Origin of the sequence: Metabacillus hrfriensis, assembly GCF_030127205.1 — a bacterium.
Taxonomy (GTDB): domain Bacteria; phylum Bacillota; class Bacilli; order Bacillales; family Bacillaceae; genus Bacillus_P; species Bacillus_P dongyingensis.
Genome location: NZ_CP126116.1, coordinates 920,135 through 946,434 on the forward strand (window position 1 = coordinate 920,135; position 26,300 = coordinate 946,434).

The 26,300-nt window shown below is 37.8% G+C and carries 28 protein-coding genes and 1 pseudogene; 16 read left to right on the forward strand and 13 right to left on the reverse strand.

Annotated elements, in window-relative coordinates:
• Positions 1 to 143 precede the first annotated feature (143 nt).
• Together QLQ22_RS04670 and QLQ22_RS04675 are read right to left on the reverse strand one after the other, a co-directional pair.
• Entirely contained in the window at positions 144 to 701 is a 558-nt protein-coding gene (locus tag QLQ22_RS04670; protein ID WP_223440081.1) for a cysteine hydrolase family protein, read from the reverse strand.
• A 695-nt stretch (positions 702 to 1,396) separates the two neighbouring features.
• The gene (locus tag QLQ22_RS04675; protein WP_284016101.1) at positions 1,397 to 2,299 is read right to left on the reverse strand and encodes an alpha/beta hydrolase; all 903 of its coding nucleotides are present in this window, start codon (positions 2,297 to 2,299) and stop codon (positions 1,397 to 1,399) included.
• Between the two features lie 403 nt (positions 2,300 to 2,702).
• Here QLQ22_RS04675 and QLQ22_RS04680 point away from each other — a divergent pair, with 403 nt between their 5' ends.
• Positions 2,703 to 3,248 (forward strand): TetR/AcrR family transcriptional regulator, encoded by a 546-nt coding sequence (locus QLQ22_RS04680; RefSeq protein ID WP_223440083.1) that lies wholly within the window; start codon positions 2,703 to 2,705, stop codon positions 3,246 to 3,248.
• Positions 3,249 to 3,411: 163 nt separating this feature from the next.
• Positions 3,412 to 3,546 (forward strand): hypothetical protein, encoded by a 135-nt coding sequence (locus QLQ22_RS04685; RefSeq protein WP_275976739.1) that lies wholly within the window; start codon positions 3,412 to 3,414, stop codon positions 3,544 to 3,546.
• A 68-nt stretch (positions 3,547 to 3,614) separates the two neighbouring features.
• Here the strand turns inward: QLQ22_RS04685 and QLQ22_RS04690 are convergent, their stop codons facing one another.
• Together QLQ22_RS04690 and QLQ22_RS04695 are read right to left on the reverse strand one after the other, a co-directional pair.
• Positions 3,615 to 4,100: a VanZ family protein gene (locus tag QLQ22_RS04690; RefSeq protein WP_284016102.1), complete on the reverse strand. Its 486-nt coding sequence runs from the start codon at positions 4,098 to 4,100 to the stop codon at positions 3,615 to 3,617.
• Positions 4,101 to 4,450: 350 nt separating this feature from the next.
• Positions 4,451 to 5,173 (reverse strand): NADPH-dependent F420 reductase, encoded by a 723-nt coding sequence (locus QLQ22_RS04695; protein WP_223440085.1) that lies wholly within the window; start codon positions 5,171 to 5,173, stop codon positions 4,451 to 4,453.
• Positions 5,174 to 5,400: 227 nt separating this feature from the next.
• On the opposite strand from QLQ22_RS04695, the gene QLQ22_RS04700 reads away from it, so the two are divergent.
• The gene (locus QLQ22_RS04700; protein WP_223440087.1) at positions 5,401 to 5,760 is read left to right on the forward strand and encodes a winged helix-turn-helix transcriptional regulator; all 360 of its coding nucleotides are present in this window, start codon (positions 5,401 to 5,403) and stop codon (positions 5,758 to 5,760) included.
• A gap of 368 nt (positions 5,761 to 6,128) precedes the next feature.
• The gene (locus tag QLQ22_RS04705; protein ID WP_223440088.1) at positions 6,129 to 6,305 is read left to right on the forward strand and encodes a hypothetical protein; all 177 of its coding nucleotides are present in this window, start codon (positions 6,129 to 6,131) and stop codon (positions 6,303 to 6,305) included.
• Between the two features lie 349 nt (positions 6,306 to 6,654).
• On the opposite strand, the gene QLQ22_RS04710 is transcribed toward QLQ22_RS04705, so the two are convergent.
• Entirely contained in the window at positions 6,655 to 8,052 is a 1,398-nt protein-coding gene (locus QLQ22_RS04710) for an aminotransferase-like domain-containing protein (protein ID WP_223440089.1), read from the reverse strand.
• 113 nt (positions 8,053 to 8,165) lie between these two features.
• Between QLQ22_RS04710 and QLQ22_RS04715 the strand changes: the two genes are divergently transcribed.
• The 4 genes and pseudogenes from QLQ22_RS04715 to QLQ22_RS04730 all read left to right on the forward strand — a co-directional run bounded on the left by QLQ22_RS04715 (position 8,166) and on the right by QLQ22_RS04730 (position 11,025).
• Positions 8,166 to 9,041: a PhzF family phenazine biosynthesis protein gene (locus QLQ22_RS04715; protein ID WP_284016103.1), complete on the forward strand. Its 876-nt coding sequence runs from the start codon at positions 8,166 to 8,168 to the stop codon at positions 9,039 to 9,041.
• 132 nt (positions 9,042 to 9,173) lie between these two features.
• Positions 9,174 to 9,284 (forward strand): annotated as a pseudogene (locus QLQ22_RS04720) (GNAT family N-acetyltransferase); the annotation flags it as partial.
• A gap of 301 nt (positions 9,285 to 9,585) precedes the next feature.
• A complete protein-coding gene (locus QLQ22_RS04725) occupies positions 9,586 to 10,116 on the forward strand; it encodes an AAA family ATPase (RefSeq protein WP_223440091.1) in 531 nt (176 codons plus the stop codon).
• Positions 10,117 to 10,410: 294 nt separating this feature from the next.
• Positions 10,411 to 11,025 carry a YitT family protein gene (locus QLQ22_RS04730; RefSeq protein WP_223440092.1) on the forward strand — a complete coding sequence of 205 codons (615 nt, stop codon included), beginning with the start codon at positions 10,411 to 10,413 and terminating at the stop codon, positions 11,023 to 11,025.
• A 462-nt stretch (positions 11,026 to 11,487) separates the two neighbouring features.
• Here the strand turns inward: QLQ22_RS04730 and QLQ22_RS04735 are convergent, their stop codons facing one another.
• Both QLQ22_RS04735 and QLQ22_RS04740 read right to left on the reverse strand, forming a co-directional pair.
• Entirely contained in the window at positions 11,488 to 11,769 is a 282-nt protein-coding gene (locus QLQ22_RS04735; RefSeq protein WP_223440094.1) for a hypothetical protein, read from the reverse strand.
• Positions 11,770 to 11,951: 182 nt separating this feature from the next.
• Complete coding sequence (locus tag QLQ22_RS04740) at positions 11,952 to 12,470, reverse strand: universal stress protein (protein WP_223440096.1); 519 nt, start codon at positions 12,468 to 12,470, stop codon at positions 11,952 to 11,954.
• Positions 12,471 to 12,820: 350 nt separating this feature from the next.
• Between QLQ22_RS04740 and QLQ22_RS04745 the strand changes: the two genes are divergently transcribed.
• On the forward strand, positions 12,821 to 15,136 hold the full coding sequence (locus QLQ22_RS04745) for a transglycosylase domain-containing protein (RefSeq protein WP_284016104.1): 2,316 nt from the start codon (positions 12,821 to 12,823) through the stop codon (positions 15,134 to 15,136).
• Between the two features lie 152 nt (positions 15,137 to 15,288).
• Here QLQ22_RS04745 and QLQ22_RS04750 read toward each other — a convergent pair whose 3' ends face one another.
• Complete coding sequence (locus QLQ22_RS04750; RefSeq protein WP_180850280.1) at positions 15,289 to 15,444, reverse strand: hypothetical protein; 156 nt, start codon at positions 15,442 to 15,444, stop codon at positions 15,289 to 15,291.
• Between the two features lie 171 nt (positions 15,445 to 15,615).
• Positions 15,616 to 15,930 carry a hypothetical protein gene (locus QLQ22_RS04755; RefSeq protein WP_284016105.1) on the reverse strand — a complete coding sequence of 105 codons (315 nt, stop codon included), beginning with the start codon at positions 15,928 to 15,930 and terminating at the stop codon, positions 15,616 to 15,618.
• A gap of 297 nt (positions 15,931 to 16,227) precedes the next feature.
• Here QLQ22_RS04755 and QLQ22_RS04760 point away from each other — a divergent pair, with 297 nt between their 5' ends.
• The 3 genes from QLQ22_RS04760 to QLQ22_RS04770 all read left to right on the forward strand — a co-directional run bounded on the left by QLQ22_RS04760 (position 16,228) and on the right by QLQ22_RS04770 (position 20,760).
• Positions 16,228 to 16,545: a YbjQ family protein gene (locus QLQ22_RS04760; RefSeq protein WP_284016106.1), complete on the forward strand. Its 318-nt coding sequence runs from the start codon at positions 16,228 to 16,230 to the stop codon at positions 16,543 to 16,545.
• 442 nt (positions 16,546 to 16,987) lie between these two features.
• Positions 16,988 to 18,745, forward strand: coding sequence for a multidrug ABC transporter ATP-binding protein BmrC (gene bmrC, locus QLQ22_RS04765; RefSeq protein WP_223440101.1), 1,758 nt, complete (start codon positions 16,988 to 16,990; stop codon positions 18,743 to 18,745).
• Positions 18,742 to 20,760: an ABC transporter ATP-binding protein gene (locus tag QLQ22_RS04770; RefSeq protein WP_284016107.1), complete on the forward strand. Its 2,019-nt coding sequence runs from the start codon at positions 18,742 to 18,744 to the stop codon at positions 20,758 to 20,760. Before bmrC ends, QLQ22_RS04770 begins: the two co-directional genes overlap by 4 nt.
• 67 nt (positions 20,761 to 20,827) lie before the next feature.
• On the opposite strand, the gene QLQ22_RS04775 is transcribed toward QLQ22_RS04770, so the two are convergent.
• Positions 20,828 to 21,448 carry an NAD(P)-dependent oxidoreductase gene (locus QLQ22_RS04775; protein ID WP_284016108.1) on the reverse strand — a complete coding sequence of 207 codons (621 nt, stop codon included), beginning with the start codon at positions 21,446 to 21,448 and terminating at the stop codon, positions 20,828 to 20,830.
• 184 nt (positions 21,449 to 21,632) lie between these two features.
• Here QLQ22_RS04775 and QLQ22_RS04780 point away from each other — a divergent pair, with 184 nt between their 5' ends.
• From QLQ22_RS04780 to QLQ22_RS04790, 3 genes are read left to right on the forward strand one after another with little or no spacing between them, the layout of a single operon-like run.
• Positions 21,633 to 22,454: an amino acid ABC transporter substrate-binding protein gene (locus QLQ22_RS04780; RefSeq protein ID WP_284016109.1), complete on the forward strand. Its 822-nt coding sequence runs from the start codon at positions 21,633 to 21,635 to the stop codon at positions 22,452 to 22,454.
• Positions 22,441 to 23,142, forward strand: coding sequence for an amino acid ABC transporter permease (locus tag QLQ22_RS04785; RefSeq protein WP_223440105.1), 702 nt, complete (start codon positions 22,441 to 22,443; stop codon positions 23,140 to 23,142). The genes QLQ22_RS04780 and QLQ22_RS04785 overlap by 14 nt, the downstream gene beginning before the upstream one ends.
• A 15-nt stretch (positions 23,143 to 23,157) precedes the next feature.
• Complete coding sequence (locus QLQ22_RS04790; RefSeq protein ID WP_284016110.1) at positions 23,158 to 23,895, forward strand: amino acid ABC transporter ATP-binding protein; 738 nt, start codon at positions 23,158 to 23,160, stop codon at positions 23,893 to 23,895.
• A gap of 57 nt (positions 23,896 to 23,952) precedes the next feature.
• Here the strand turns inward: QLQ22_RS04790 and QLQ22_RS04795 are convergent, their stop codons facing one another.
• On the reverse strand, positions 23,953 to 24,102 hold the full coding sequence (locus tag QLQ22_RS04795) for a hypothetical protein (RefSeq protein ID WP_223440107.1): 150 nt from the start codon (positions 24,100 to 24,102) through the stop codon (positions 23,953 to 23,955).
• A 147-nt stretch (positions 24,103 to 24,249) separates the two neighbouring features.
• Positions 24,250 to 24,459, reverse strand: a complete 210-nt coding sequence (locus QLQ22_RS04800; protein ID WP_223440109.1) for an alpha/beta-type small acid-soluble spore protein — start codon at positions 24,457 to 24,459, stop codon at positions 24,250 to 24,252.
• Positions 24,460 to 24,712: 253 nt separating this feature from the next.
• Here QLQ22_RS04800 and QLQ22_RS04805 point away from each other — a divergent pair, with 253 nt between their 5' ends.
• Positions 24,713 to 25,021: a hypothetical protein gene (locus QLQ22_RS04805; protein WP_223440110.1), complete on the forward strand. Its 309-nt coding sequence runs from the start codon at positions 24,713 to 24,715 to the stop codon at positions 25,019 to 25,021.
• Between the two features lie 42 nt (positions 25,022 to 25,063).
• Here the strand turns inward: QLQ22_RS04805 and QLQ22_RS04810 are convergent, their stop codons facing one another.
• Positions 25,064 to 26,176, reverse strand: coding sequence for an ABC transporter ATP-binding protein (locus QLQ22_RS04810; RefSeq protein WP_223440111.1), 1,113 nt, complete (start codon positions 26,174 to 26,176; stop codon positions 25,064 to 25,066).
• Positions 26,177 to 26,300: the final 124 nt, after the last annotated feature.

Genomic DNA, 26,300 nt, shown 5'->3' on the forward strand with positions numbered 1-26,300 from the left:
ATACAGAAAAAGCATCTTTAATATTAACAAGTCTGATTTAAAGAAGCATTTATTTGATGCCATTAATTAACGAGTACAATAAATAAAAATCCAGCTGCCATTTCAGGCAGCTGGATTTTTATTTATCATAGTACGGGTTAATATTACCTATAAGAGTCATGAGTTGGACGAAACAAATCTTCCTCTGAATATCTGACCATCGAAAAGTGTTCGACATTATCATGACCATGAAGGGTACGATTATGATGCTTTATAATTTGTTCTGCACTTAAAACATCATTGTCCGTTGTTGAATGCCCATCACCGACCAATGTTACATCCAAACCACACATAGTAGCTGTTCTGACTGCACTATCTATACAGTATTGTGTTTTACAACCCATAATAACAATATGTTCAATCTGGTGAGTTTTTAAATGTTTTAGAAGACCTGTCCCGTGAAAGGAATTCGTCGCAGACTTATCGAAAATCTTTACATCCGTGGGTATATTGATTTCGTTGTGAACTTGAAATCCTCCACCTTTTCCCTCAGCAACATCAAGATCCCTTACAAACACAACTGGGACATCAGCTTCTTTAGCTTTTTCAATTACTTTATTGATATTCCTGATAAGATGTTCTTTATTAAAAACAGGACTTTCTTTTTGAGTACCATCAATTAATTCTTGTTGAGCATCGATGATTAATAATGTTTGATTCAAATGATTTTCCCCTTCCAAATTGTGGGGAAACGTTAAACTGCTTAATTAGTTAGACGTTATCCCCTTAGAATTTTCCACGCTAACATTTACTTTGTTTGTCATAATATCTACCTCCTAAGCAAGGGTTGTCTAAATATTTAAATTAATAATTTTAATATTTAGACAACTTTATTGTACCATATTTCTTCAAAAAACATTCCTTTTTTTAGAAGTGATGCATGTTTGCCTTCCATTCTTTCTTCATAGAGGGAGTTTGATAAGATTATTGTTCTTTTTCTTATTCAGCTAACCCAGCTAATAGAAGCTACCCAGTCTTCCCTATAGGTTGCTTGTATGTATAATGAAATAATTGGAAGAATCGGAGAATATAGATGCCAAAAATACACTATCTTTTAAAAGAAATGAAGAACAATATATATTAAACTCATGACTCAGGAGACAAAGACGAAATGGTATGTTATTCCATTAAAGGGCAGTTTAACGGAGTAAGCGGATACTGAAGTTCTTCTAAATAAGGGCCATTATATTGAATAAGAATTAGTTTCTGTTCAAATTTAAATTCAAATGTTATTCAGCTTCTTATCTGAAGCAAAATAAAGCCGTTTTCCTTAAAAATTACTAGGAAAATGGCTTTATTCTTAATGATACCAAGCATCTGTTTTATAAAAACACGTTGGATGCTACTTTCTTATTTCTTATAGATTCTTGCCAAAGAAATCTGTTAACTTAGGTACAGCTTGACCTATATATTCTGGGATATCATACATAGCAATATGCGTTGCACCTTCAACTTCAAATAATTCTTTTGGTCCATTTGACAATGAGTAGAATTGGTCGCTGTATCCTCGTGTGTCAGCCTCAGTTCCTACAATTAATAACATCGGTTGAGTTAGGTAGGTGCCAATTTGGCTTGATGCTGAGAATGACATCAGTTTGTCCATACTTGTAAATTGGAATCGATTTGTAGAATTAGGATGCTGTGCTCTAGGTGTTCTATAGTAGTCATAAGCTTCACGTAAAAGCACAGGTGTATCTTCGTTAATTTCTTCAAGCGTATCAGGTGCCCAAGTAAGTTGGTTCACTTCTGTACCGTTTGCTTCGGCAGTACGCTGCTTCGCAACTGCCTCAAGTGTTTGCAATTGTGTTTCAACGCTTGCTTCTCCTCGGAACATGGCACCAATATCCACTGCACTGACAGTTGCTACTGCTTTGATGCGACGTTCAGTTTGAGCGGCAGAAACAGCATAACCGCCACCGGCACAAATACCTAGTGCTCCAATCTTTTCTTGATCAATATATGGAAGAGTCGTCAAATAATCGATTGCACAACGGACATCTTCTACCCGGGCATATGGGTCTTCAAGTAAACGTGGTTCTCCCTCGCTCTCTCCCTGACAAGACGCGTCAAATGCTAACGCAACAAAACCATTGTCAGAAAGCTTTTGTGCATATACCCCTGCAGTCTGTTCTTTTACTCCTCCACCAGGATGTACAACAACAATCCCAGAATATTTTTTACTTTCTTCAAATCCCTCTGGTAAATAAAGGTTCCCTGCCATCTTTAAATCACCATTTTTAAACGTTACTGATTTTTTCATGTTTTTTTCTCCTTTTATCAAAAATTTAGCACCTACCTTCAGCCTATACACTGAAAAAGTAATCCTTTTTTGACCATATATATTTTGTTTAGCAAATAATTTTTTAGTCACCATAATGACAACAATGACATTTAATTAATTCCATAGAAAGTAAGATAATTAATTATTTCTTATTGAAATTTCCATCCCTTCTTTCGTTGAGATTTACCTGTTTTATTATGTTGCAGGCAGTGAAATGAAACACGAGAGAAATAATGCGTGTTGATGTATTATCTCGCCTGTGTGTATAATATAAAAGAAAAACAGGATGTTTTCAAACGTCAATTTCGTTGGATTCATGTATTAATGCACGAATCAATTGAAATTGTGTATTAATTTTCAAGAAAGTTTGGTGACTAAGACAATGACTAAAGTGGATAGAAGAATACTTAAATCTCAAGAAGCCATAAAAAACGCTTTTATTGAACTCATGTCGGAGAAAGATTTTGATAAAATTACGGTAAAGGATATTTGCGATGGAGCGAATGTAGGGAATAGAACGTTCTATCTACATTACCTAGATAAATTTGATTTACTCGATAAACTCATTGAAGAATATATCAATGAGCTTAAAATATTGTGTGCATCGGTATCTGAACTGAGTTTTAAAAAAGCGACTCTCATTTGGTTTGAATTTTTGGAAAATCATTATTTATTCTTTTCGACGATGTTAACAGGGAAAGGAGCCTTTGCTTTTCATAAACACTTTTTAGAATTCATCATAGAAGAATTAAAGAATGACGTAGATATTATAGATGGGAAAAATAAAGGGTTCAGTGAAACCATGATTCTTACCTTTTTTGGGTCAGCTATTGTAGGAGTAGTGGAAACCTATTTTATGAAAGGAATTCCTGATCCACCTGAAGTTGTAGCAGAACAATTGGGGATGTTATTAGATAGAAATCTGTAGTTATGAAAAAGTATCTTCATTCGAAGATACTTTTTAAAATTGGTTAATTATATTCAACAATCGGGGGCGATTGCTAGATAAGTTGTCACTCGCACCTTTATTAAAAATTGGGTGGTTTAGTTAAGGAAGATTAGCTTGAAAAATTGTAACGAGGTGAGCACTTATGGCAATTAAATTTAAAGAATTAGAAGAACGAAAACTTTATGCTGCAATGTATTTTCTTTTTAAGGGAATATCTTTATTGGATGATGTAAATTCAACTGTTTTTGAAAGATTGGATTTTGAAAATGAAATATAAAGAACCTACTGTATCAAAGTCATTGATGGTATACCCTCTGTTAATTTTCATGAACAGCAATTCTCCAATTACTGAAATTTATAAGTAATAACACCAATAATTAATAACAGGAATAATGCAAAAATGCATATCGTTCCAATTGAAGCTAAAACATTAAGGATTTTATTTGCTTTTGTACTAAACAGCTTACAAAATACAATATAAACTCCAACTCCAATAATTCCACCTAATGTATTTCCCATAAGGTCAGTTATATCGCTACCTCCTATAGCAAAGATGAATTGCAATACTTCAAATAACAAACTAACTCCTGCTATTACTGCAATCTTTTTCAAGAAAGACCAATTTGGTTTTAGCATACTGATATAAATTCCAAATGGGATAAATGCAAGTACATTAAAGATTATTTCATTAAAATCTATTTGATTATTAACACTAGCTGAACCAGCAAAAGGGATTAAGTTGATTCCCCTAAAATCCGGCAAGTCTTGAAATGAAAATTGCATTTTAACGAGTATAATCCATGTTAATACAAATAAATATACGGCCAACAAGCCAGCAGTTATTTTATTTTGATTTTTCCATATAAATCCTCAATTCCTACATAACATAGCGTTACTTCTTTTTATTTTTCTTATCGAGACTAGATCCGATAGCTACTCTAAAACAAAGACCCCTTCTTCGTCTGAAAATGTCGTTTTTAATGCGACTGCCTATCCGGAGGTTCATTTATACTGCCCGATAAATATTTTTAAAGTGTTACATCCAAGATGGATGATATAGAGTTTACAGTAAAAGATATAAAATATGCCAAAAATAGTGATCAAAGTTATCTTGATCACTATTTTAAGTTCCAAATTTCCTATGTCTTCTATATAGCAATAGTCAATATGGGTTTCCTAAATTATGAATTATATGTTTCTCTGTTTAAATTCACAATATCTTTATGTGAAAATTCAGCTGAAAACTTTTCCATTGCCTTATCCCGTAGGAATGGGGCTTTTTCTTTATTTGCCTTTTTCAATGCTTCCGTTAGTTCCTCTTTTGTTAGTTCTGTGCAGTATGCAGGAGTTCCCGGCTGTTGTCTCCACGAATCACTTAAAGAACCACTGTCTACTGCGTCGAAGCCTAGCTCGTTTACTATGTCCATAATTATTTGTTTTTGTGATAGGTCATTACCAGCAATTGCCATGGCAATGCGTTTACTAGTACCTTCGGGGGTTCCTTTATTTTCTAAAGTATAAGCTAATTGATTGTTGAATGCTTTAATGATAGGTCTACCTAATTGATTTGAAACCCAAACACTTTCAACCATCCCGTTCTCAATTTCTTCAATTTTATTGTCTCTAAAAGGATAATAATTTGAAGTGTCTACAACGATTACTTCCTCTTCAGATTTATCTACAATGTTGCGAATACTTGGCATTACATGAAAAGGGATAGATATTATAAGAAAGTCAATATTTGTTATTACATCTTCTACACTCACAGGTGTTCCAGCAAGCTCTTTTCCTTCTAAACGTTCAATTCCTCGAGCATCTGCAATTTTGACATCATGTCCATTCTTAACTAATTTTTTAGAAATAATTGCCCCTATTGGTCCTGCACCTATAATTCCAAATCTCATTATTGTTCCTCCTAAATATAATTTGTTCGATTATGATTAAATATCAGCTATGGAATTTTCCAATACCTCAACACGAAATTGTCTACATTCCTTTTTTGCAAGCATTAAGGTAATTGAGTTTTGGTTATAAATAATATAATGAACTCATTACTCTTACTTTTAAAGTAGGCAATAAAAAATGATATAGTACACTTTTTTGTACTTTATAGAAGAAAAGGGATGTAAGTATGGCTAGAATATGCAAGGATGGATTTGAAAAAGAGTTTATTAAGGAGCAAAGAGACGTTTATGGTATTGCGTATACTCAAAATATGCTTTCAGGACGCTGGAAGTATCTTATTCTTTGGTTTTTAAAAACAAAGGAACGTCGTTATAACGAAATTAAAACTTTTTTATGGGACATTTCACAAGGTTCTCTTACAAAACAGTTGAGAGAATTAGAAACAGATGGATTAATTAAACGAGAAGTTTTTCCTGAGGTACCTCCACGTGTTGAATATTCATTAACAACTAAAGGGCGTGAATTTATCCCAATACTTGATTTGATGGAGAATTTCGGCAAAAAATTCGGGGAGAAACCTGAGTGAAATAATAAAATGATATTTTTTATTAATTGGGCCGATATTGTGAAGTGTTGTACTTAAATTAACGGGGGCGTTTCTGAAACAACGGAAACGCACTTTTCTTCTTTAAGTAACCAGCTAATAGAAGCTCAATCTTATTCCATTAAAGGGCGCTATTCTTCGATTTAACGGAGTAAGCGGATTCTGAAGTTCTTCTACAAAAGGGCCAGATTGTGGAGCAACTTCTTTAAAGAAAATTGGATTTCTAAGCTGAATTTTAAAGGAGATTGTGAAATTATGTACTTAAAGTAACGGGGCAGAATAGTTTTAGAAAAAAATGTAAAAAAGAAAACGATATGATAAATAATAAGTTATATTATGGAGGTGTTATTGTGATTTGGTTATATTTATTGATACCTGTCGTTATTATAGGTGGTATTGCTGTTTATCTTGAAAAAAAATCTGGAATGACTCCACCCGATGAAAATATACAAGATGAAAAGCTAGGGGAAATTTTTAATCAAAATGGCATCAATTCTAATGGAACAGGAACAGATTATTTTAACTAACGGGTAGCGGGTGTTTAAGAAGAATTGTGAATTGAGTGAACAATTTTAGGACTGAATCCAAGTTGTAGTTATTCCATTAAAGGGGGAGATTGCTTAACAAAGTGTCGCCTCTTCTTTATTGAAGTAAAGGGCAGTTTAGTTGAATAAGAAACTATAGTCAAATTCAGTCTTAAAGAAGACAACACATTCCTTTATGGCGAACAACCGAGCTAAAAAAAAATCCAAACAACTCTATTTAATGTATTAATAAATAAGAACCCAATTTCTCTAATTTAATACAGAGAAATTGGGCTTTTTAGTATTGAAGTTTCCTTAACGTTGTAAAACCGTATTTTCCTGACGCTACCCCTTATTGAGTAGAGCGTACTAAATTAATAAACTTCCTAAGTCCTTCAGAGATTTGTTCTTCACTGGCATAGGAATAGCTTAACCGGAGCCATGAGGATGGCTCCTTTAAGGGGTCAAATATTTGGCCGGGAACAAAGGAAATTGATTGCTCCAGACTATTGACCAATAAGTCTTCTGTTGACAGGCAGCCTGGGAGCTGTACCCATAAATTCAAGCCACCATTTGGGCTGGTCCATCGCCAATCAGTTACGGACAGTTCTTCCTCCATGATTTCCTTTCGTATTTGCAGCGCAATACGCAGTTTCTCAACATGTTGCTGCAGCCTTGGAGATGATAAGTAACGCAGGAAAATCTTTTGATTTAAAAGCGGTGATCCATTATCGGCCAATGATTTTACTGCTAGCAGTGATTTCACCACGGAAGACTGACAGTTCATCATGACGGCTATTCGCAACCCCGGTGATACATATTTGCAAAAGCTTTTGATATAAATCACCATTCCGGATGTATCATAGGTATACATGGGCGGCGGAGGCTCCTGATCAAAAAAGATGTCGTTGTAAACATCGTCTTCTATTAACAGACAACGGTAGTCCTCGGCTAACTGGACTAATTGCTTTCTTTGAGCCGATGGGACCGTGTATCCGGTTGGATTATGGAAGGTTGGATTCAGATAAAACAGACGAGGTTTGTGTTTTTTCATGATGAATTCAATCTGCTCTAAATCATATCCGTACGGATGAATATCGACGGTTACAATATTGGCTCCTTGTGCTCGAAAAATATCAATGGCAGAACTATAGCTCGGCCTCTCCAAAAGGATAGTGTCTCTTGATTTTACATATGCCTGGGCAATCAGATGAATGGCTTGCTGGGAACCGGTCGTAATTAATAGCTGATCTGGATGTGTAATCGTTTTATATTGCTGATTAAAATAGTCAGAAAGTGATTGACGCAGTTGATGATCGCCTTGTACGGTGGAGTAGGTGGAGAGAACCTTTGGGTAGAGGTCAAAAACTTTTTTTACATAGTCCGTTATGAAGCGATTTGGCAAAAGATTAGGGTCAATTAATGCCTGTGAAAATTGATAGGAAACAGGTGCCTGATGGATTTCCGATAAATGATTTTTTTGTACATATGCAGAAACGATCGGATTTTCCAGGCTTTCTAATTTATTAATTTCACGGGATTGGACATAATAGCCGGATTTATCTTTGACATAGACTCTATTTTCCTGTTTAAGAAGCTGGTAGGCCTTTAATACGGTTAAGCGATGAACCTTCATCTCAGCAGCTAAATTTCTAATTGAAGGGAGCTTTTCATTCTCATTCCATTCATTGAGTTCGATTCGATGTAATACATAATCGTATACTTGTTTAAATAAGTAATCTCCATTCATTTCTTTCCCTCCCAACCCCTTTGATTTTAGCATATTTCTCCTTGATCTGGTCTAATGATTTTCATCTGTTCTATTCTCCTTCACCTATAATGGAGCAAAAAGGAGGAATTGATATGGATTTTTATATCGTAGATGTCTTTGCTGAAGAAAAATATGAGGGAAATCAGCTTGCTGTTCTAGTGTCAGACAGTAATCTCACAACGAAGGAGATGCAGCAGATTGCCAAAGAAATTCATTTTTCGGAAACGACCTTCATCATGTCCAATAAACAAGAAAATGGCGGGTATGATGTTCGAATCTTCACCCCAGATGAGGAGGTGCCCTTCGCGGGACACCCTACCTTGGGCACAGCGTATATCATCAACCGGATTATGGAAAACGGAAAAGCCTCCAAAGTCGTCTTGAACCTGCCTGTCGGACAGATTCCAGTTGTTTTCAACGGCAACACTCTCACCATGAGCCAAAACGAACCTTCCTTCGGCATGAAGATAGACCAGCTCGAATTTGTCGCAAGGGTGCTCAATATTCAAGTGGAGGACATATGGATAGATTTTCCAATCCAGCTGGTCTCCACAGGACTGCCCTGCATCATTGTCCCACTGAAAACGGTCGACGTGGTACAACGATGCAGCCTCGACCATGTACAGTTCAAACGCTTTCTGGAAACTTATTATAAATGTAACCTGCTTGTTTTTTCTGAGGAGGAAAGCAGGGACTCAAACTGCCTTCGTGTGCGTGTATTCATGAGCGACACAGGATTTTATGAGGATCCTGCGACAGGTAGCGCAAATGGAAATTTGGCGGGCTACCTTCTGAAATATCGGTTCTTCGATAAAGAAAAGATCGATGTTCGTGTCAATCAGGGCTACGAGATGGGACGTCCCTCAAATGTGAATATTGCCGCCAAATTAAAAAATGGAACATATGATATCCAGATTGCCGGGAAGGTGCAACTGGTCGCAAAGGGAGACTGGTTATCGAGTGACTGAGAGGAACACGGGGACAGGTCTCTCGTTCTACCGTATATTTACATTTGACAGAATTGATTCTGCTCTGTGGTGAGGAATTTCTGCAGGGCTCTTCTCTTTTTATATTCATTTCTAAAGTAAAAGTAAGAACAAAGTATTAGTCTGAGTACAGCACCAGATAATTTTTCTGCTCAAAGACTATACGAAAAAAATGGATACATACGGGATTCACAATTTTATCATTATGAATTAAGTTTGACTTAATAACAGTCTGATCAATTATTCAACTAAAGGGCGGATTGCGTCCTTTATTCAATTAAAGGGGACGATTGCTTAACAAAGTGTCGCCTCTTCTTATTGAAGTAAAGGGCAGTTTAATTGAAGAGTGGATTCAACTTTTTGTTCAGCATTCGGGCCAGATAATTGAATAACACCTTCAAATAGTACTGGATATTTATGTTATTATTATATGAGATTGTGAAAGAATGTACTTAAACTATTGAAGCAGTTATGCAGAACTAGAAACCACTACGCTAATCTATTCAAAATGAGGTGAAATTCCTTAATGATAATAATGATAAATGGAGCATTTGGAGTAGGTAAAACCACTATCTGTAACGAACTTTTGATAGAGATAAATAATAGTATGTTATTTGACCCTGAAGAGGTAGGTTTTATGTTAAGAAATATTATCCCAGAGGAAGTAAAGCGACTTGAAGCTGAAACAGGGGATTTTCAAGACTTGCAATTATGGAAAGAGTTAACTGTTAAGGTAGCAAAACTTTTAATTACTAAATATAATGTCAACTTAATTGTTCCTATGACTATTAGGAAACCAGAATATTTTAACTACATTTTAACTGGATTTAAAAGTGTTGATAAACAAACTTACCACTTTTGTTTGACAGCAAGTAAGGAAACTATTTACAAAAGGCTAAGGAAACGTGGAGAGGAAGAAGGAAATTGGTGTTTTCAACAAACTGAGAAATGTATAGAAGCCTATAAAGAATACAACTTTGGAGAGTATATAGACACTGAAAATGTTAGCATCACCGCCATTATCGAAAATATAAAGGACAAGCTAAACCTTTCTTGAATAAAATCGATATGTTATTACGGGTGCGTTGATCTAAGAAGGATTAGTGCTTTTTCTGTTGAAGTTATTGTACCAAACCAGCTATAGAAACTTTAATGATCTTCAGCAATCGGGCGCTTTTCCAGAACAAGGAAAGCGTGTTTTTAATGATTATTCCACTAGCGCAGGTATAAATAAATGTTTTTGTTGTCACCAATGTTACTAACGGCTAATCAAGACAGTAAATGAGTACTTATAATGTTATACTAAATCTAAATAAAGAAAAAATACGTTGAAATTCTAGGGGTTCTTTTAATGAACATACTAATCAAAAGCATAATACTTGGAATTGCTGCCACTATACAAGGTGTTGCGATGGCGACTTTTTTATTCCCGCACTTTATTCCCTCAGGTGGTGCTGCTAGTGTTGGTGTTTTGTTAAATTACATAATAAATATACCGTTTGCGATTACACTTTGGGTTGTAAATGCTAGCTTGTTACTAGCTGCAGTAAAATGGCTTGGAAAAAGTAGTGCACTTTGGACAATGTATTGTGTGTCAGTAACTTCTGCTACGATCAACTTTATTTCCCCGTTTATGAAAAATCCCATATCAAATGTGATGATTGATCTCACTTTTGGTTCAGTTGTCTTTGGTATAGGACTAGGTATATTGTTTCGAATGGGAGCCTCTTCAGGTGGGATGGATATTTTGGCCTTAATACTTTCCAAAACAAAAGGACTTTCACCAGGAAAAGCGCTCTTTTGGATAAACGGAAGTTTAGTAGTTTTAACCGGAATTGTCGTTGATTGGAAAATCATTTTGTATGCGTTGGTTTGCCAATATATTGGGACAAGGGTTTTAGATCAAATCTATAAATTCCCAATTAAATCGAGGTATTTTGAGGTTGAAAAAATTGAATCATTTTGATTAGGCTTAATTAGCTAAACAGCTAATCGAAGTTATAATGATCTTCCACGAACAGGGGGCTTTAGTGGGAGTCTCCTTAAAATAAGTGTACATATACTAATATCGATTTTCAGCCAAACGGGCGCTATTCTTCGATAAGACAACATAAATGATATTCGACAATCGGGGGCTATAATGGAATAACTGAGGGAACTCCAAATCAAGCTGAGTTCCCTTTTTATTTTACTCTGTTGTAATACCGGGTAATAAATGGCGGTACAAATAGCACCTCAATTAGCAGGACTTTATTTAGCAGCAAAGTCCTGCTGATTACTATACGATTTGATATGTTAAATATGACACACGGAAACTCTTATAAATCAATAAAAAAAGCATACCAATTCCTATTCGAATTGATACGCTAATTGATATGTTATTTGCCGTGTTATATAGCGGTTTGCACCTTTCAACCGAACCCGTTCCTTAACTAGCCTGCTCTTCTTTTTTGTATATATACAAGGTATCATCATCACCATAGTGGAAATGTATGTTGTGGCCATTACTATTTAACACTGGAATTAGGGTGTTGTGATACTCTTCATCATTAACATCTCTAAAATGAAGCTTCAAAGCTTTATTCGTCATAGAAACTTTACCGCTCAGCATTTCAAGATGCTCGGCATCTTCAATTGAGGCACGGAGAAGATTTGGATTAAGGATAAAGTATTCATGAATGTCATATAAAACAATATTTAAATTACTCATCAGCGGTCCTCCTGAATATAGATAATTTATTTATATCCAAAAGAGAAGGGAGGCATACAGTTCTGCTATAAGTCATTTGCAAACAATTTTAAGGTCGTTGATCTACTTTGAACATCGGATAAACTTGAAAAAATAGTAATGAAGACAAAAAAACGAATGCAGGAGAGCATTCGTTTACTGGGTTATTTGGCGATCAGCACCGAAATAGCTGAGTTATGGGACACTTTATCGCTTACTCCGCCAAACAGCAATTTTTTGAGACCGCCTGAATCTCTGCTGCCCATTACGATTAAATCAGCATTTATTTCTTCTGCATAATTCAGAATCGCATCTGATGGAGAACCTGATAAAATTTCAATCTCGCCAATAGCCTGATTCTCATCCATTTTCATCTTGATTCTTGAAACGATTTGATCTGCGTTATCAAAATAATCATGCTGGGTGTGAGTTTGATCGAGCTGATGTGACGGGTCAGGCGCGACCGGATAGTTTTGCAGATTGTCTGTCAAATAGCCATTAGCTGGAGCACTCGGAATAACGGGCTGAACTCCTTTGGTGTGCATCACGTGTTCTTCTTGGTAAACGTGGACAACAGTCAGTCTGGATGCTAATTGTTTGCTCAAATCTATTCCTGTTCTTAAAGCTGCCTGACTTTCATCCTGTCCATCATAAGCTACCACTATATGATTAAACGTATTCATTTTATCAAATCCTCTCTAGAGAAAATGTGTTTATTAATCAATACCCTTTTTCTGAAAAAATAATCAATTATCATAAAGAAAACGGTTTTATAAAAATATTTTGGACCTGACAGACACATTTTTCTCTAAATAGGCGTACCCCTTTGATAATTAGGGTAATAAGTAGAAGGATTTATTTTTAAATTACTAATAGAATAGAATTGTGCGCATTGATTTCTCTCTCTACTGTCCAGCTTCCGGCCAAAACATATCAGACAAAAAATTAGAAACCCGGACATTCCTCCCGGATTCTTTATGTCTGCCGGAGCTTTAGCTGGCACTTGCGCTTTTCTATATTCAGGGGGTTACTCATGGTCAAGTCACTTTTTTCAATTAAGGGTGTTTTTACGAAGCTGATTATTTTCGTGCTGCTGGCAATCATCCTTGTGTTTATGGTACATAATGTAGTCATCGCATCACAGGATGTCAGCAAATTAGAAGAAAGAGCAAATGCGCCAACTATTATTTATGATCAAAATGGCAAGATTGCAAGCAAAATTTCAACCTCTAAAAATGAATGGATAGATTATCAGGATGTGCCGGAGCATTTCTACGAAGCTCTTCAAGCGACGGAAGATCAAAATTTCTACAGTCACGGCGGCATCGATTATTTCGGCATTGTGCGCGCTGCCTTTAAGAATGTGGCGGCAGGAGGAGTAGTTGAGGGAGGAAGCACACTCACTCAGCAGCTTGCCAAAAATACGCTGCTGACTCAGGATCAAACGTTTAAACGAAAATTTGATGAGTACTTTATTGCAAAAAAGATTGAAGAAGAATATTCAAAGGAAGAAATTTTAGAACTCTATGTCAATAAAATCTATTTCGGAGAAGGAGCATGGGGGCTGAAAAGGGCAGCTAAAGTTTATTTTGGAAAAGAAGCTGCTGATCTTACAATAAATGAATCAGCTATATTAGTAGGACTTATTAAAGCGCCGACGCACTATTCTCCTGTGAAAAATCTTGAGAAATCATTAGACCGCAGGGATGTTGTCTTAAGTTTAATGAAAAATGAAAAGTTCATAACGGAAGAAGAAATGAATGAAGCGAAAAATGAAAAAGTCGTGCTCGAAAGAAAGGAACTAGATGAATATAAGGGACGCTTTCCATTCTATGTGGATCATGTCATTGAGGAAGCCATTAAAAAATATGGCCTGACTCAAAATGAAATTTTAGCTGGCGGCTTTGAAATTCATACAGAGCTGCGACAGGATATGCAATCATCCATTGAAGAGGTTTATAAGAATGATGCTAATTTTCCTGAGAGTCAGAGTGATCAGCTCGTTCAAAGCGGAGCAGTTCTCGTTAACCCTAAAACAGGAGGAGTACAGGCACTTGTTGGAGGAAGAGGGGAGCATTCATTTAGACAGTTTAACAGGGCAACTCAGCTGAAAAGGCAGCCTGGTTCGACGATGAAGCCAATTGCTGTTTATACACCTGCCTTGGAAAACGGAATGGACGTTTATTCAAAATTGAAGGACGAACCGCTTGATATAAACGGTTATTCACCTAAAAACTTTGACGGAACCTATCATGGCGAGGTTACCCTGTATGAAGCTCTAATTAAGTCATACAACGTTCCGACAGTATGGGCTCTAAATGAAATTGGCGTACAAGCGGGCGTTGATGCCTCTAAACGCTTTGGCTTGCCGATTACCGAGAATGACCAGAACTTAAGTTTAGGCCTCGGGGGTCTTGATAAAGGCGTGGCTCCTTTGAATATGGCAGAAGCTTACACTGCTTTTCCAAACGAAGGAACCCGTGTTGAGGCTCATGCCATTACCAAAATTGTAGATGTTCAGGGAAATACGATAGCAGAATGGAAAAAGAAAGAAACAAACGTTACTACAAAGGAAGTAGCTCAAAAAATGACCCATATGATGCTTGGGGTAGTAAAAGAAGGAACAGGGAAAAAAGCACAGCTTGAAAATCATGAGCTGGCCGGAAAAACCGGCTCCACACAGCTTGGTATTGATGGAATAGATGGAGTAAAAGATCAATGGTTTGTCGGATATACTCCTAACGTTGTTGGTGCCATGTGGCTTGGCTACGATCAAACAGATCAAAACAATTATCTGAACACATCAAGCAGTGCGACAGCTGCACCATTATTTAAAGTTATTATGGATGCAGCCCTTAAAAATGAAAAACCGGAGGAGTTTAATCTTCCTCCTCTCAAGGAAACGGAAAGCAAGTCAAAGAAAAAAGATCCTTCAAATAAAGAAAGCAAAAAGATACAAGCAGAAAAAAGAAAACAAGAAGCCGATGAAAAAGCTAAACGGGATGAACAGGCAAGAAAGGAAGAACAGGAACGCTTAAAACAGGAAGAAAAAGCAAAAGCCGATGCGGCTAAGCAAAAGGAAGAAGACCAAAAACAAGAGCAAAAACGCAAAGAAGAACAGGCTAGAAAAGAAGAGGAAGAAGCTAAAAAAGAAGAAGAACGCAGAAAAGAAGAAGAACGTAAAAAAGAAGAAGAACGTAAAAAAGAAGAAGAGAAAAAACAAAATGAAGAAAAACCGGCAGAACCTGAACCTCCGGCAGAACCGACAGAACCGCCAGCGGATCCAGAGCAGCCTGAAGAGCCTCCAGCAGATGGAGGCACTGACAACGGAGATACATCAGGAAATTAACAGGAAAGCTGAACGAGATCAATCTCGTTCAGCTTTTTTAATGGGCTCCTGCTCATTTACAGTCCAGCTTCTCAGGTCAGGAGGAATCTTTTTCAAAATAAAATCCACACCATGCAATGCAGGGTGTGGACTTGAAAATCTGAATTTAGTTATTAAAACATTGGTAAAATATAAGTAATTAAAAACCAGATAATACCGAAGAATATAACCAAATATGCCGCATATTTAATAAAAGTGGCTCCAAGAAGACTATTATTCGTTTTATGTTCTTCTTTTCTCTCAACATTTACTTGTTTATGTTCAGACATAAGGTTCCTCTCCCTTGTTTATCTTTATAGAATTACATTAAGCAGCCAGCCGATAACAACAATTGCTCCAATAACGATTAAAATAGTTCTGATCATAAATAATAATCTCCTTTTCTCTGATGTAATGTAAGTAAGTCATACTCCCTTATCATTTGTAGGGGTTAATTGATTTTATACCTTTACTTTTTCAGCTGTGTTTAAAAAATTAGATGAAAATCTTGATTCGGTTGAACAGATTGTGTCCATTTCATTCAAGATTTCGCTCGGATTATCCCCATCAATCAGCACTTTAATCTGTTTAGATCCAGATGTTATCAGAAAGAAAGTAATCAAAGAAGGAAACTTTGAGACATCGACAATGCTTCGTTTTCCATCTAAGAAGTACACCTTTCCTTTATAGTTTTTTGCGAGCTGATTCAAACTGATAATTTGATCCATTCTTAATTGATCCTGGGTACATAGACTAGTGGAAACTAACTGGCTCATTGTTTTCCTCCTTCAATTTTCCTGAACTTCTGTTGTTTGTTACAGTTCTTTACCTTGTTTTCTGTTATTTGAAACATCCAGAAGGTGAAAATAGTGATTTGTGCCTATTCGGCGTTCTTTTTATGGGGGTCGTTTTAAAACTGAGTAGTTGAAAAGATGCAGCTGAAAGAGGGAGGTTCATGCAATCCATCTTCATGCTCCTCAGTTTCCTGACTCATTTTGCTTCACATAGTATCGATGTGTACTTTATTTACAGTGTTAATGGCCGGACTGAAAGAAAAAAGGAGGATGATGAAAGTGATAATTGTAACCACTGACTTTGTTCCGGGAAAAGAAATTAAAGAACTTATAGGATTTGTCAAAGGAGCAACTGTGCAGACAAAGCATATAGGAAAAGATTTAATGGCGGGGCTTAAAACGATTGTTGGAGGAGAGATTTCTGAATACACTGAGATGATGGAAGAAGCAAGGCAAAAGGCAATCGGACGCATGGCCGAGGATGCAAGAAATCAAGGAGCAAACGCGATCATAGGCATGAGGCTGCAGAGTTCTGCCGTTATGCAGAATGCCTCTGAAATTATTGCCTATGGAACGGCTGTGTTTGTTGAAGATTAATTATGGGACGAAAAGCTGAAAAGAAGGAAAAATCCCAATTGACAAAATAATGAAAAAGATGGTAATCTATCTAAGGATAAAAACAATAAATTGGTAAAGGAGGGGTTTAACATGAAAAAATTAATTGTGATTGCGTACGATCGTAACGTTATTTCTTGTGCAGCCCCGCCATACCTTTATACCGTTTAGAGAAAATCAGTCTCTGAATATAAAAAGGAAAAGGCACAGGGTATGCTGCATTGTATACTTCTGTGCCTTTTTATGTTTGATTGTAAAAAGGCAGACCCCGGCATGCGGAGGTTTGCCTTTTTTATATAAATTAAATCTTAAAGGAGGAAGAAAAGATGTATGTAATGATGCTGAAAGCAGAGAAATTAGTGAAAAAGGGAGATCCAGAAAGCGGTTAGCTAAAAAGAGATAGAGAAACAAAGGAGATGATAACATGTTTGCGGTGTTAGTGAAGTTGGGATGGTTTTTTAAAAAGTATTGGAAGCGGTATACAGCTGCAATCGTATTGCTTTTAATTGTAAATGTGCTTGAAGTTATTCCCCCTAAATTGCTTGGGAATGCAATAGATGATATTCAGATTGGAAAGTTTTCGAGTGAGCTGCTTGTTCAATATATTGTATTGTTTCTTGGACTTGGTGTACTTGTTTATATTTTATCTTATTTCTGGATGTACAATTTATTTGGCGGCGCTCATTTAGCTGAAAGAATCCTAAGATCAAAACTGATGGGGCAGTTCTTGGTTATGACACCGCGCTTTTATGAGAAAAACAGAACGGGAGATTTAATGGCCCGTGCCACGAATGATTTGAAGGCTATTTCGACAACTGCCGGATTTGGTATTTTAACATTGGTTGACTCAAGCATGTTTATGCTGACGATTCTGTTGACAATGGGAATTCTCATCAGCTGGAAGCTTACTTTTGCCGCGATTCTTCCACTGCCGATTATGGCGATCGCAATGGGAATCTACGGCAAGAAAATCCACGCCAGATTTATGGCAGCTCAGGACGCTTTTGGCGACATGAATGACCAGGTGCTTGAATCAGTGGCAGGCGTGCGTGTGATTCGTGCCTACGTTCAGGAAAAAGAAGATGTAAACCGTTTTAACACATTAACGGATGATGTTTTTCGGAAAAATGTAAGTGTAGCAAAAATTGACGCTCTGTTTGAACCAACAATGAAATTGCTTGTCGGGATCAGCTATTTAATTGGACTCGGATACGGAGCTTACTTAGTCTTTCATAATGTAATCACTCTTGGTGAACTGGTGTCCTTTAACGTTTACCTGGGAATGATGATCTGGCCGATGTTTGCAATTGGAGAACTGATCAATATCATGCAGCGTGGAAACGCATCACTTGACCGGATCAACGAAACATTATCTTATGAAGCGGATGTGAAAAATCATGAGCAGCCGCAGCATATAGATTCACCTAAAAAGATTGAGTTTAATAATGTATCGTTCCAATATCCCTCATCAGAAGTGGTGAACTTAAACCATGTCAGCTTTACTGTAAATAAAGGGGACACAATCGGCATTGTCGGCAAAACCGGCAGCGGAAAGACGACAATCGTCAAACAGCTGCTCAGACAATATCCGGCTGGAAGCGGTCAGATTACAATGTCCGGGGTTCCGATTGAGAAAATCCCGCTTGAAACATTGCAGCGTTTTATTGGCTATGTTCCTCAAGATCACGTGTTATTTTCAAGAACGGTAAGAGAGAATATTTTATTCGGAAAGAAAGATGGATCAGATGCAGAACTGAATAAAGCGATTGATCTTGCTTTTTTCAGAAAAGATCTTGAAATGCTGCCGGATGGTCTGAATACATTAGTAGGGGAAAAGGGTGTTGCGCTATCCGGAGGTCAAAAACAGCGGATCTCTATTGCACGTGCACTTCTGGTCAATCCGGAAATCCTGATTTTAGATGATTCCCTGTCAGCTGTTGATGCAAAAACGGAAACGGCCATCATATCTAATATTAGAAGTGAGCGTGCTGATAAGACAACATTCATTACGACACACCGTCTGTCTGCTGTAGAACACGCAGACTGGATACTTGTGCTTGATGAAGGGAAAATCATTGAAGAAGGCAGGCACCAAACACTGCTTGCGAATAACGGCTGGTACAAGGAGCAATATGAACGCCAGCAAATTGAAGCTGAAAACGAAGGCGGGGTGGGAGCATGAGCACAGGAAAAAGACTGATTCGCTATGCAGCCCTTTATAAAAGAACATTAATACTGGCCTTAATCATGCTTGCGGTTGCAGTCGGGGCTGAACTTACAGGTCCGTTTATCGCAAAAAAAATGATTGATGACCACATATTGGGCATTGAGAAAAAGTGGCATGAAACAGCAGAAGGAGAAAATGCTGTAAACTACAATGGATCCTGGTATAAACGTGAGGATTACTTTGAACCAGGTGAAGAAAAAGGCAAGGAAATTCACATTCTGCAAGTGCAGCGTGATTATTATTTCATACCGGGTGAAATTCAGTTTGACGGAGACAGAAGAGCGGCTGGCAATTCGGTCATTATTGAACGCGGGACAGAGTCTGCTTCTTATACAGGCAACAAGCTTACTTCTGAACAGCTGTTTACGTTCTATCAGCCTGAAATCAAAGGGCTCATTACTTTGATTGCCATTTATTTTGGTTTACTTGTATTTGCCTCATTCTTTCACTATGGGCAGCGCTATTTTCTGCAGATTACATCAAATCGCATTATTCAAAAAATGCGTCAGGATGTATTTGAACATATCCAGCGCCTGCCGGTTGTATATTTTGATAACCTTCCGGCCGGCAAGGTTGTTGCAAGAATTACAAACGATACGGAAGCAATAAGAGAACTGTTTGTAGCGGTGCTCTCAACATTCTTTACAAGCGCCATTTATATAACAGGTATTTTCATTGCATTATTCCTGCTTGATGTAAAACTAGCGTTAATCTGTACAATTATCCTGCCTATCCTTGTCGTCTGGAGCATCGTATACCGAAAATACGCTTCAACCTACAATCATAAGATTCGTTCCCTTGTCAGCGATATTAACGGAACAATCAATGAATCAATTCAGGGTATGACGATTATTCAGGCTTTCCGCAGGCAGGAAGAAACGAAAGCGGAATTTGAAGAATTAAATACATCCCATTTTCACTATCAGAATAAGCTGCTGAGTTTGAACTCCCTGCTGTCGCATAATTTGGTAGGATTTATGCGGAACTGTGCGTTCGTGGCACTCATCTGGTATTTCGGCGGAGCCTCTTTAGGCGTTGGTTCAATCGTATCAATAGGAGTTCTTTATGCGTTCGTAGATTATTTAAACAGACTTTTTCAGCCAATCACTGGGATTGTGAATCAATTCGCCCAGCTTGAAACAGCACGTGTTGCTTCTGAAAGAGTGTTTAGCCTGCTTGATGAAAAAGGCACGGATGTCAGCGAGAAAAAAGAGCCGCGATATAAAGGAAATGTCGCGTTTAAAAATGTTTGGTTTGGCTATAAAGAAGACGAATATGTTTTGAAAAATATCGATTTTGAAGCGAAACAGGGTGAAACCGTAGCACTAGTCGGACACACTGGTTCCGGAAAAAGTTCGATTATGAATTTATTGTTCCGTTTTTACGATATAAAAGAGGGTAAGATCACAATCGACGGCAAAGATATTCTATCAATGCCGCGCCAGGCGGTTAGAGAACATATGGGAATTGTGCTTCAGGATCCATTTTTGTTCACAGGAACGATCGCTTCGAATGTAAGCCTTGATAATTCGGATATCACCAGAGAACAAGTGGAGAAAGCATTAAAAGATGTTGGCGCTGATCAATTGCTTAAGCATTTGCCGCTTGGGTTCGATGAGCCTGTTATTGAAAAAGGCAGCACGCTCTCATCGGGACAGCGTCAGCTGATTTCATTTGCAAGAGCACTTGCTTATGATCCTGCAATCCTCATATTAGATGAAGCTACGGCAAGCATTGACACAGAAACAGAAGCTGTCATTCAAGATGCACTTGAAGTTCTGAAAAAAGGCAGAACAACGTTTATCATTGCTCATCGGCTTTCTACTATTAAGAATGCAGATCAAATTCTTGTCCTTGACCGGGGTGAAATAGCGGAGCGGGGCAATCACGATGAATTAATGAAGCAAAAAGGAAAGTACTATCAAATGTATGAACTGCAGCAGGGAAAACAGAATACCCTTGCAGGATAAGAAAAGCACGTTCCTGATATTTTAATCAGGAACGTACTTTTTTGTTTGCCCAGAAAACAGTAAAACCTTAGTAAGCAAGTCCAGCACGTTTACAGATAAAGGACCGTTCAGTGAGAACCTGATAAGTGAAATAACCTGTATCTTCAGCAGATATTTGCTTTCCGTCCTGGGGAAGATAATCTTCTTCAAATCTGAATTTCTTTGTTAATTCTCCATCCGGCAAATAGGTGGGACAGACGATTGTCCATTGGAGATTTGACTTTTTAAGTGTCAGGAAGGCATTTAAATGTTCGTTCGCTGCTCTCGTCATTGTCCGTTTTGACTCATCTGATTGAAATCTGTAAAGCTCGGGGTTAGACCGTGCCTGTAAAATACCAGCTGTACCAATTGTAATCACTCTGTTAATGTTTGCGCTTTTCATTGCCTGGACAATAAGCGGCACTGAGACTGTCAGAGTATTATCTCCGTCCGTGCCGAGACAGCTGACAACAGCATTACAGCCTGAAACTGTATTTTCAATACATTGAAGGTCCCGTGCATTTCCGTTAATGATTTCAGCATTTTTATGTATGTCCTCTATTTTTGCAGGATCTCTGACAAGCATTCTAACCTGGTGACCGCCATTTATGGCCTGTCTTAAAAATGCTTTGCCAACTCTCCCTGTTCCGCCAATTAATGCGATTTTCATAACAAACTCTCCTGTCTTTTTCTTTCATTTTACTTCATTTACAGGAGAAGAGAAAACATACTCTGTTCCAATCTGGTTACACTAAATAAAAATAAAACAAATGAATTGACAGAAGGAAGTCTTGGAGGTAAGATTCTAACGTACTTAAATAAAATCCGATAAGATTAGTGGGGGTTGGTTTACTATGAAAAGATATTTTAGTCTATTTGCGCTTTTATCAGTGTTTGTACTGATTTTGTCTGCCTGCGGAACAGGCGGAGATACTAAGAACGAGGGAGATCAGGCAGGTTCTGGCAGTGATGCTGAACTGTTTGATAAAGTAAAAGAAGAAGGTGTCCTTGTCATTGGTACAGAAGGTACATATCCGCCTTTCACATTCCATGATGACAAAGATAAATTAACCGGTTTTGATGTAGAGATCGCACAAGAGGTTGCAAAGCGTCTTGGTGTGAAAGCTGAATTTAAAGAAACTCAGTGGGACGCAATGTTTGCCGGTCTTGATGCTAAACGCTTTGATATGATTGCCAACCAAGTCGGAATCAAGCCTGAGCGCGAAGAGAAATATGATTTCTCTGAACCATATATTTCATCGGCAGCTGTACTTGTCACACATAAAGAAAACAAAGACATCCAATCATTTAAAGACTTAAAAGGGAAAAAAGCAGCTCAATCCTTAACAAGCAACTACGGGGAAATTGCCAAGGAAAACGGAGCTGAGCTTGTTGGGGTAGAAGGATTTACACAAGCAATTGATCTCATTAATTCAAAACGTGCAGATGCAACGATTAATGACAAGCTTTCAGTACTCGATTTCCAGAATCAGCGCGGCAACGCTCCGATTCAAATTGTAGATGAGAGCAAAGATGCTGCACACAGCGGATTAATGTTCCGTAAAGACAGCGGCAAGTTAGTGGAAGAAGTGAATAAAGCATTAGCTGAAATGAAAGAGGACGGCACATACAAAAAAATCTCCGAAAAATGGTTTGGCGAAGATGTATCTGAATAATATTTTTGCAGACCCTGAACGGTTAGAACGTTTGGCCAATATTGCACAAAGTTCCCTTCTCCCTTTGGTGAAGGGAGCTTTGTATTATACTCTTCCATTAACACTCATAACATTTGTCATTGGACTTATTTTAGCTGTTCTTGCTGCTTTGGCAAGAATCTCAACAATAAAGCCTCTTCAAATAATTGCAAGAATATATGTATCAATCATTAGAGGAACACCTTTGCTTGTTCAATTATTTATTATTTTCTATGGCCTTCCAAGTGTCGGAATCACAATCAGTCCGTTTATTTCTGCAGTTATAGGGTTTTCCCTGAATGTTGGAGCTTATGCATCTGAAATAATCAGGGCAGCAATATTGTCAACACCTAAAGGACAATGGGAAGCTGGATATTCAATTGGAATGAGTTATGCACAGACTTTAAAAAGAATTATTTTGCCTCAGGCAACACGCGTGTCTATACCGCCGCTGTCCAACACCTTTATCAGTTTAGTTAAGGATACGTCACTTGCATCATTAATTCTTGTAACAGAGATGTTCAGAAAGGCACAGGAAATTGCATCGACGAATTATGAATTTCTTTTGATGTATTCTCTGGCTGGTCTTTTATATTGGATTATCTGTTTTATTCTATCTGTCATCCAGCAGCGCATTGAAGGGAAACTTGATCGCTATGTTGCAAGGTAATAAAGGAGCACTCATATGATTTCAATTAAAGGATTGCATAAAAGCTTTGGTGAGCTAGAAGTTTTAAAAGGCATTGATTTAGAGATTGAAAAAGGAAAAGTTGTTGTTGTCATTGGTCCATCCGGATCAGGGAAAACAACTTTCCTAAGATGCTTGAACGTACTTGAACTTCCGACAGAAGGAATCATTCAGCTGGATCAGCAAACACTCGATTTCAGCGGTAATGTGGCTAAAAAAACAATTACGGAGTTTAGAAGCAATACCGGCATGGTATTTCAAAGCTATAATCTTTTTCCGCATAAAACAGCTCTTGAAAATGTGATTGAAGGACCAGTCATCGTTAAGAGAGAAAACAAAGAAACAGCCGTAAAAAAAGCAAATGCTCTCCTTGAAAAAGTTGGTCTTGGGGATAAAAAGAATTTTTATCCTTTTCAGCTCTCAGGAGGACAGCAGCAGCGCGTAGGCATAGCAAGAGCTCTTGCTATGGAGCCTAAAGTGATGCTGTTTGATGAGCCTACCTCAGCCCTTGATCCAGAACTCATCGGAGACGTACTGAATGTCATGAAAGATTTAGCTTCAGAAGGAATGACCATGGTGGTAGTCACTCATGAAATGAGATTTGCAAAAGAAGTGGCTGATGAAGTGATCTTTATGGATAATGGAGTAATCGTAGAACGCGGTGCACCATCTGAAGTATTTGATCGGCCAAAAGAAGAACGGACAAAACGTTTTCTTAGAAAACTTGAAGAGTAGGCGCGAGCAAAAGCAGCCTGCTCTTTTTTTGCGGGAATTATGAATTTCCAGATGGAATCACAACTTTACTGATTTAACATCTTTCAACAGCTGCTTTTTTTCCTGTTCAAAATAATACACTCTGGGCAAGTTAAAGTGAACAATCATTTCATGTGCAAGGCTTGCACAAACGAATGTGACAGATCTCCAATCAATGGTTTCAAACATTTGAGCATTCTCCTTCTGGATGTCTTATTCATGTATATGGAGAAGGGAACTTGTTTGATACTAAGGGGCGAATAAGAAATGTTTGCTTATATCAGAAAAGAACCCGGCAGAATGCCAGGGTCCTTTAAGCCATGTTATTCAATTTTCTTATTTAGAAAATCCGCTCATGTTTGATTGAGCAAATGAAACTAAGCGCTTTGTGATTTCTCCGCCAACAGATCCGTTAGCACGAGAAGTTGTTTCTGCACCTAAGTTTACTCCAAATTCAGAAGCGATTTCGTACTTCATTTGATCAATTGCTTGCTGTGCACCAGGTACAACTAGTTGATTTGAAGAATTGCTGTTTGCTTGTGCCATGTAAATACACTCCTTGATATAATATAGTTTTTGGGTAAGCTGGAGTTGCACCAGTGCATGAGTCTTAATGATTCATGGCCTTCTCGGCTAACCCATCATGATAAGGTGCTGCTGGTTGTTTATCTGTTGTTATTACGTATTATGTATTTCCCGAGAAAATATATGCACATGCTAAAATGGTAATTATTATGGAAAAATAGGTATTACATAAAGTGAAAGAGAGTTAGGGAATATATAAAGAGGAAGCAAGTATATGAAGCTGCAGGTGATAAAAATGAACATGTGCCCGCTTTGTAATGGGTTTAACGATGAAGTCGAAGCTGCAACCTGTCCGAATTGCAAAATTAACATGATGGATCATGGGAAAATAACCGATTATATGGATGCGTACAGCGCATATATGGAGATTGATACAATGAAGCTTTTCGATGGGGTAATGGATTCTCTTGAATCACATCAGTGCATCCATTTGTTTTCATGCAGCAATTGTCTGCATGAAGAAGCAAAACAAATCAGGGAGCAGGAAACGAATGGTTATGCGGAGGGAGAAGCCTTGCAATAAAAAAAATCAGCCTGAGAGAATCTCAGGCTGATTTGGTATTTATTATTGTTCACTTGCCGGACGGATACGAACCTCTGTCTCTTTATCAAAGAAGTGAGATTTGTTCATATCAAGAGCAAGCTGAATAATTTGGTCTGGTCTTACATCTGTGCGTGAATCTACGCGTGCAATGAAGTCCTGGCCGTCGATTTTAGAGTAGAGCATCGTTTCAGCACCCATAAGCTCAGATACTTCAATTTTTGCATCTACTTTTGATCCGCGAGAAGATTCGATGAAAACTGGCTCATCATGGATATCTTCAGGTCGAACGCCCATGATCAATTCTTTGCCGACGTAGCCCTGCTCGCGAAGATACTTCATTTTCCCTTCAGGAACAACGATGGATTGAGTTCCGATTGAGAACTTGCCGTCTGTTAATTGACCTGTAAAGAAGTTCATGGATGGTGAACCGATAAATCCGCCAACGAAAAGGTTTTCAGGCTTTTCATATACTTCTTTCGGAGCGCCGACCTGCTGAATGATACCGTCTTTCATAACAACAAGGCGTGTTGCCATTGTCATTGCTTCTGTTTGGTCATGTGTTACATAAATTGTCGTTGTTTGCAGACGGTGGTGAAGCTTAGAAATTTCAGCACGCATTTGCACACGTAATTTGGCATCTAAGTTTGATAATGGCTCATCCATTAAGAATACTTTTGCGTCACGGACGATGGCACGTCCAAGTGCAACACGCTGACGCTGACCGCCTGATAATGCTTTTGGCTTGCGGTCTAAGTATTGATCAAGACCCAAAATGCGTGAAGCATCTTTCACACGGCGATCGATTTCTTCTTTAGGGAATTTGCGGAGCTTAAGTCCAAATGCCATATTGTCATAGACAGACATATGAGGATAAAGCGCGTAGTTCTGGAATACCATCGCGATGTCGCGGTCTTTCGGCGCAACATCATTCATGCGTTTGCCGTCAATTGAGAAGTCGCCTTGTGAGATTTCCTCAAGGCCTGCAATCATACGAAGAGTCGTTGATTTACCGCAGCCTGATGGGCCAACGAAAACGATGAATTCTTTATCTTGAATATGAAGGTTAAAGTCTTCAACTGCCGTTACCTTGTTATCATACAGTTTATAAATATTGTTTAATTTAAGCTCAGCCATTTGAATCCTCCTCAGAAATGAAAACGTTTTATTTAATAAATTCAGTGTAATTCATTTTTGAAGATAAGCCTATGGACAGGTTGCACAAAAAAAATGTAAGGGTTTTCGTGCAAGATGAACAGCT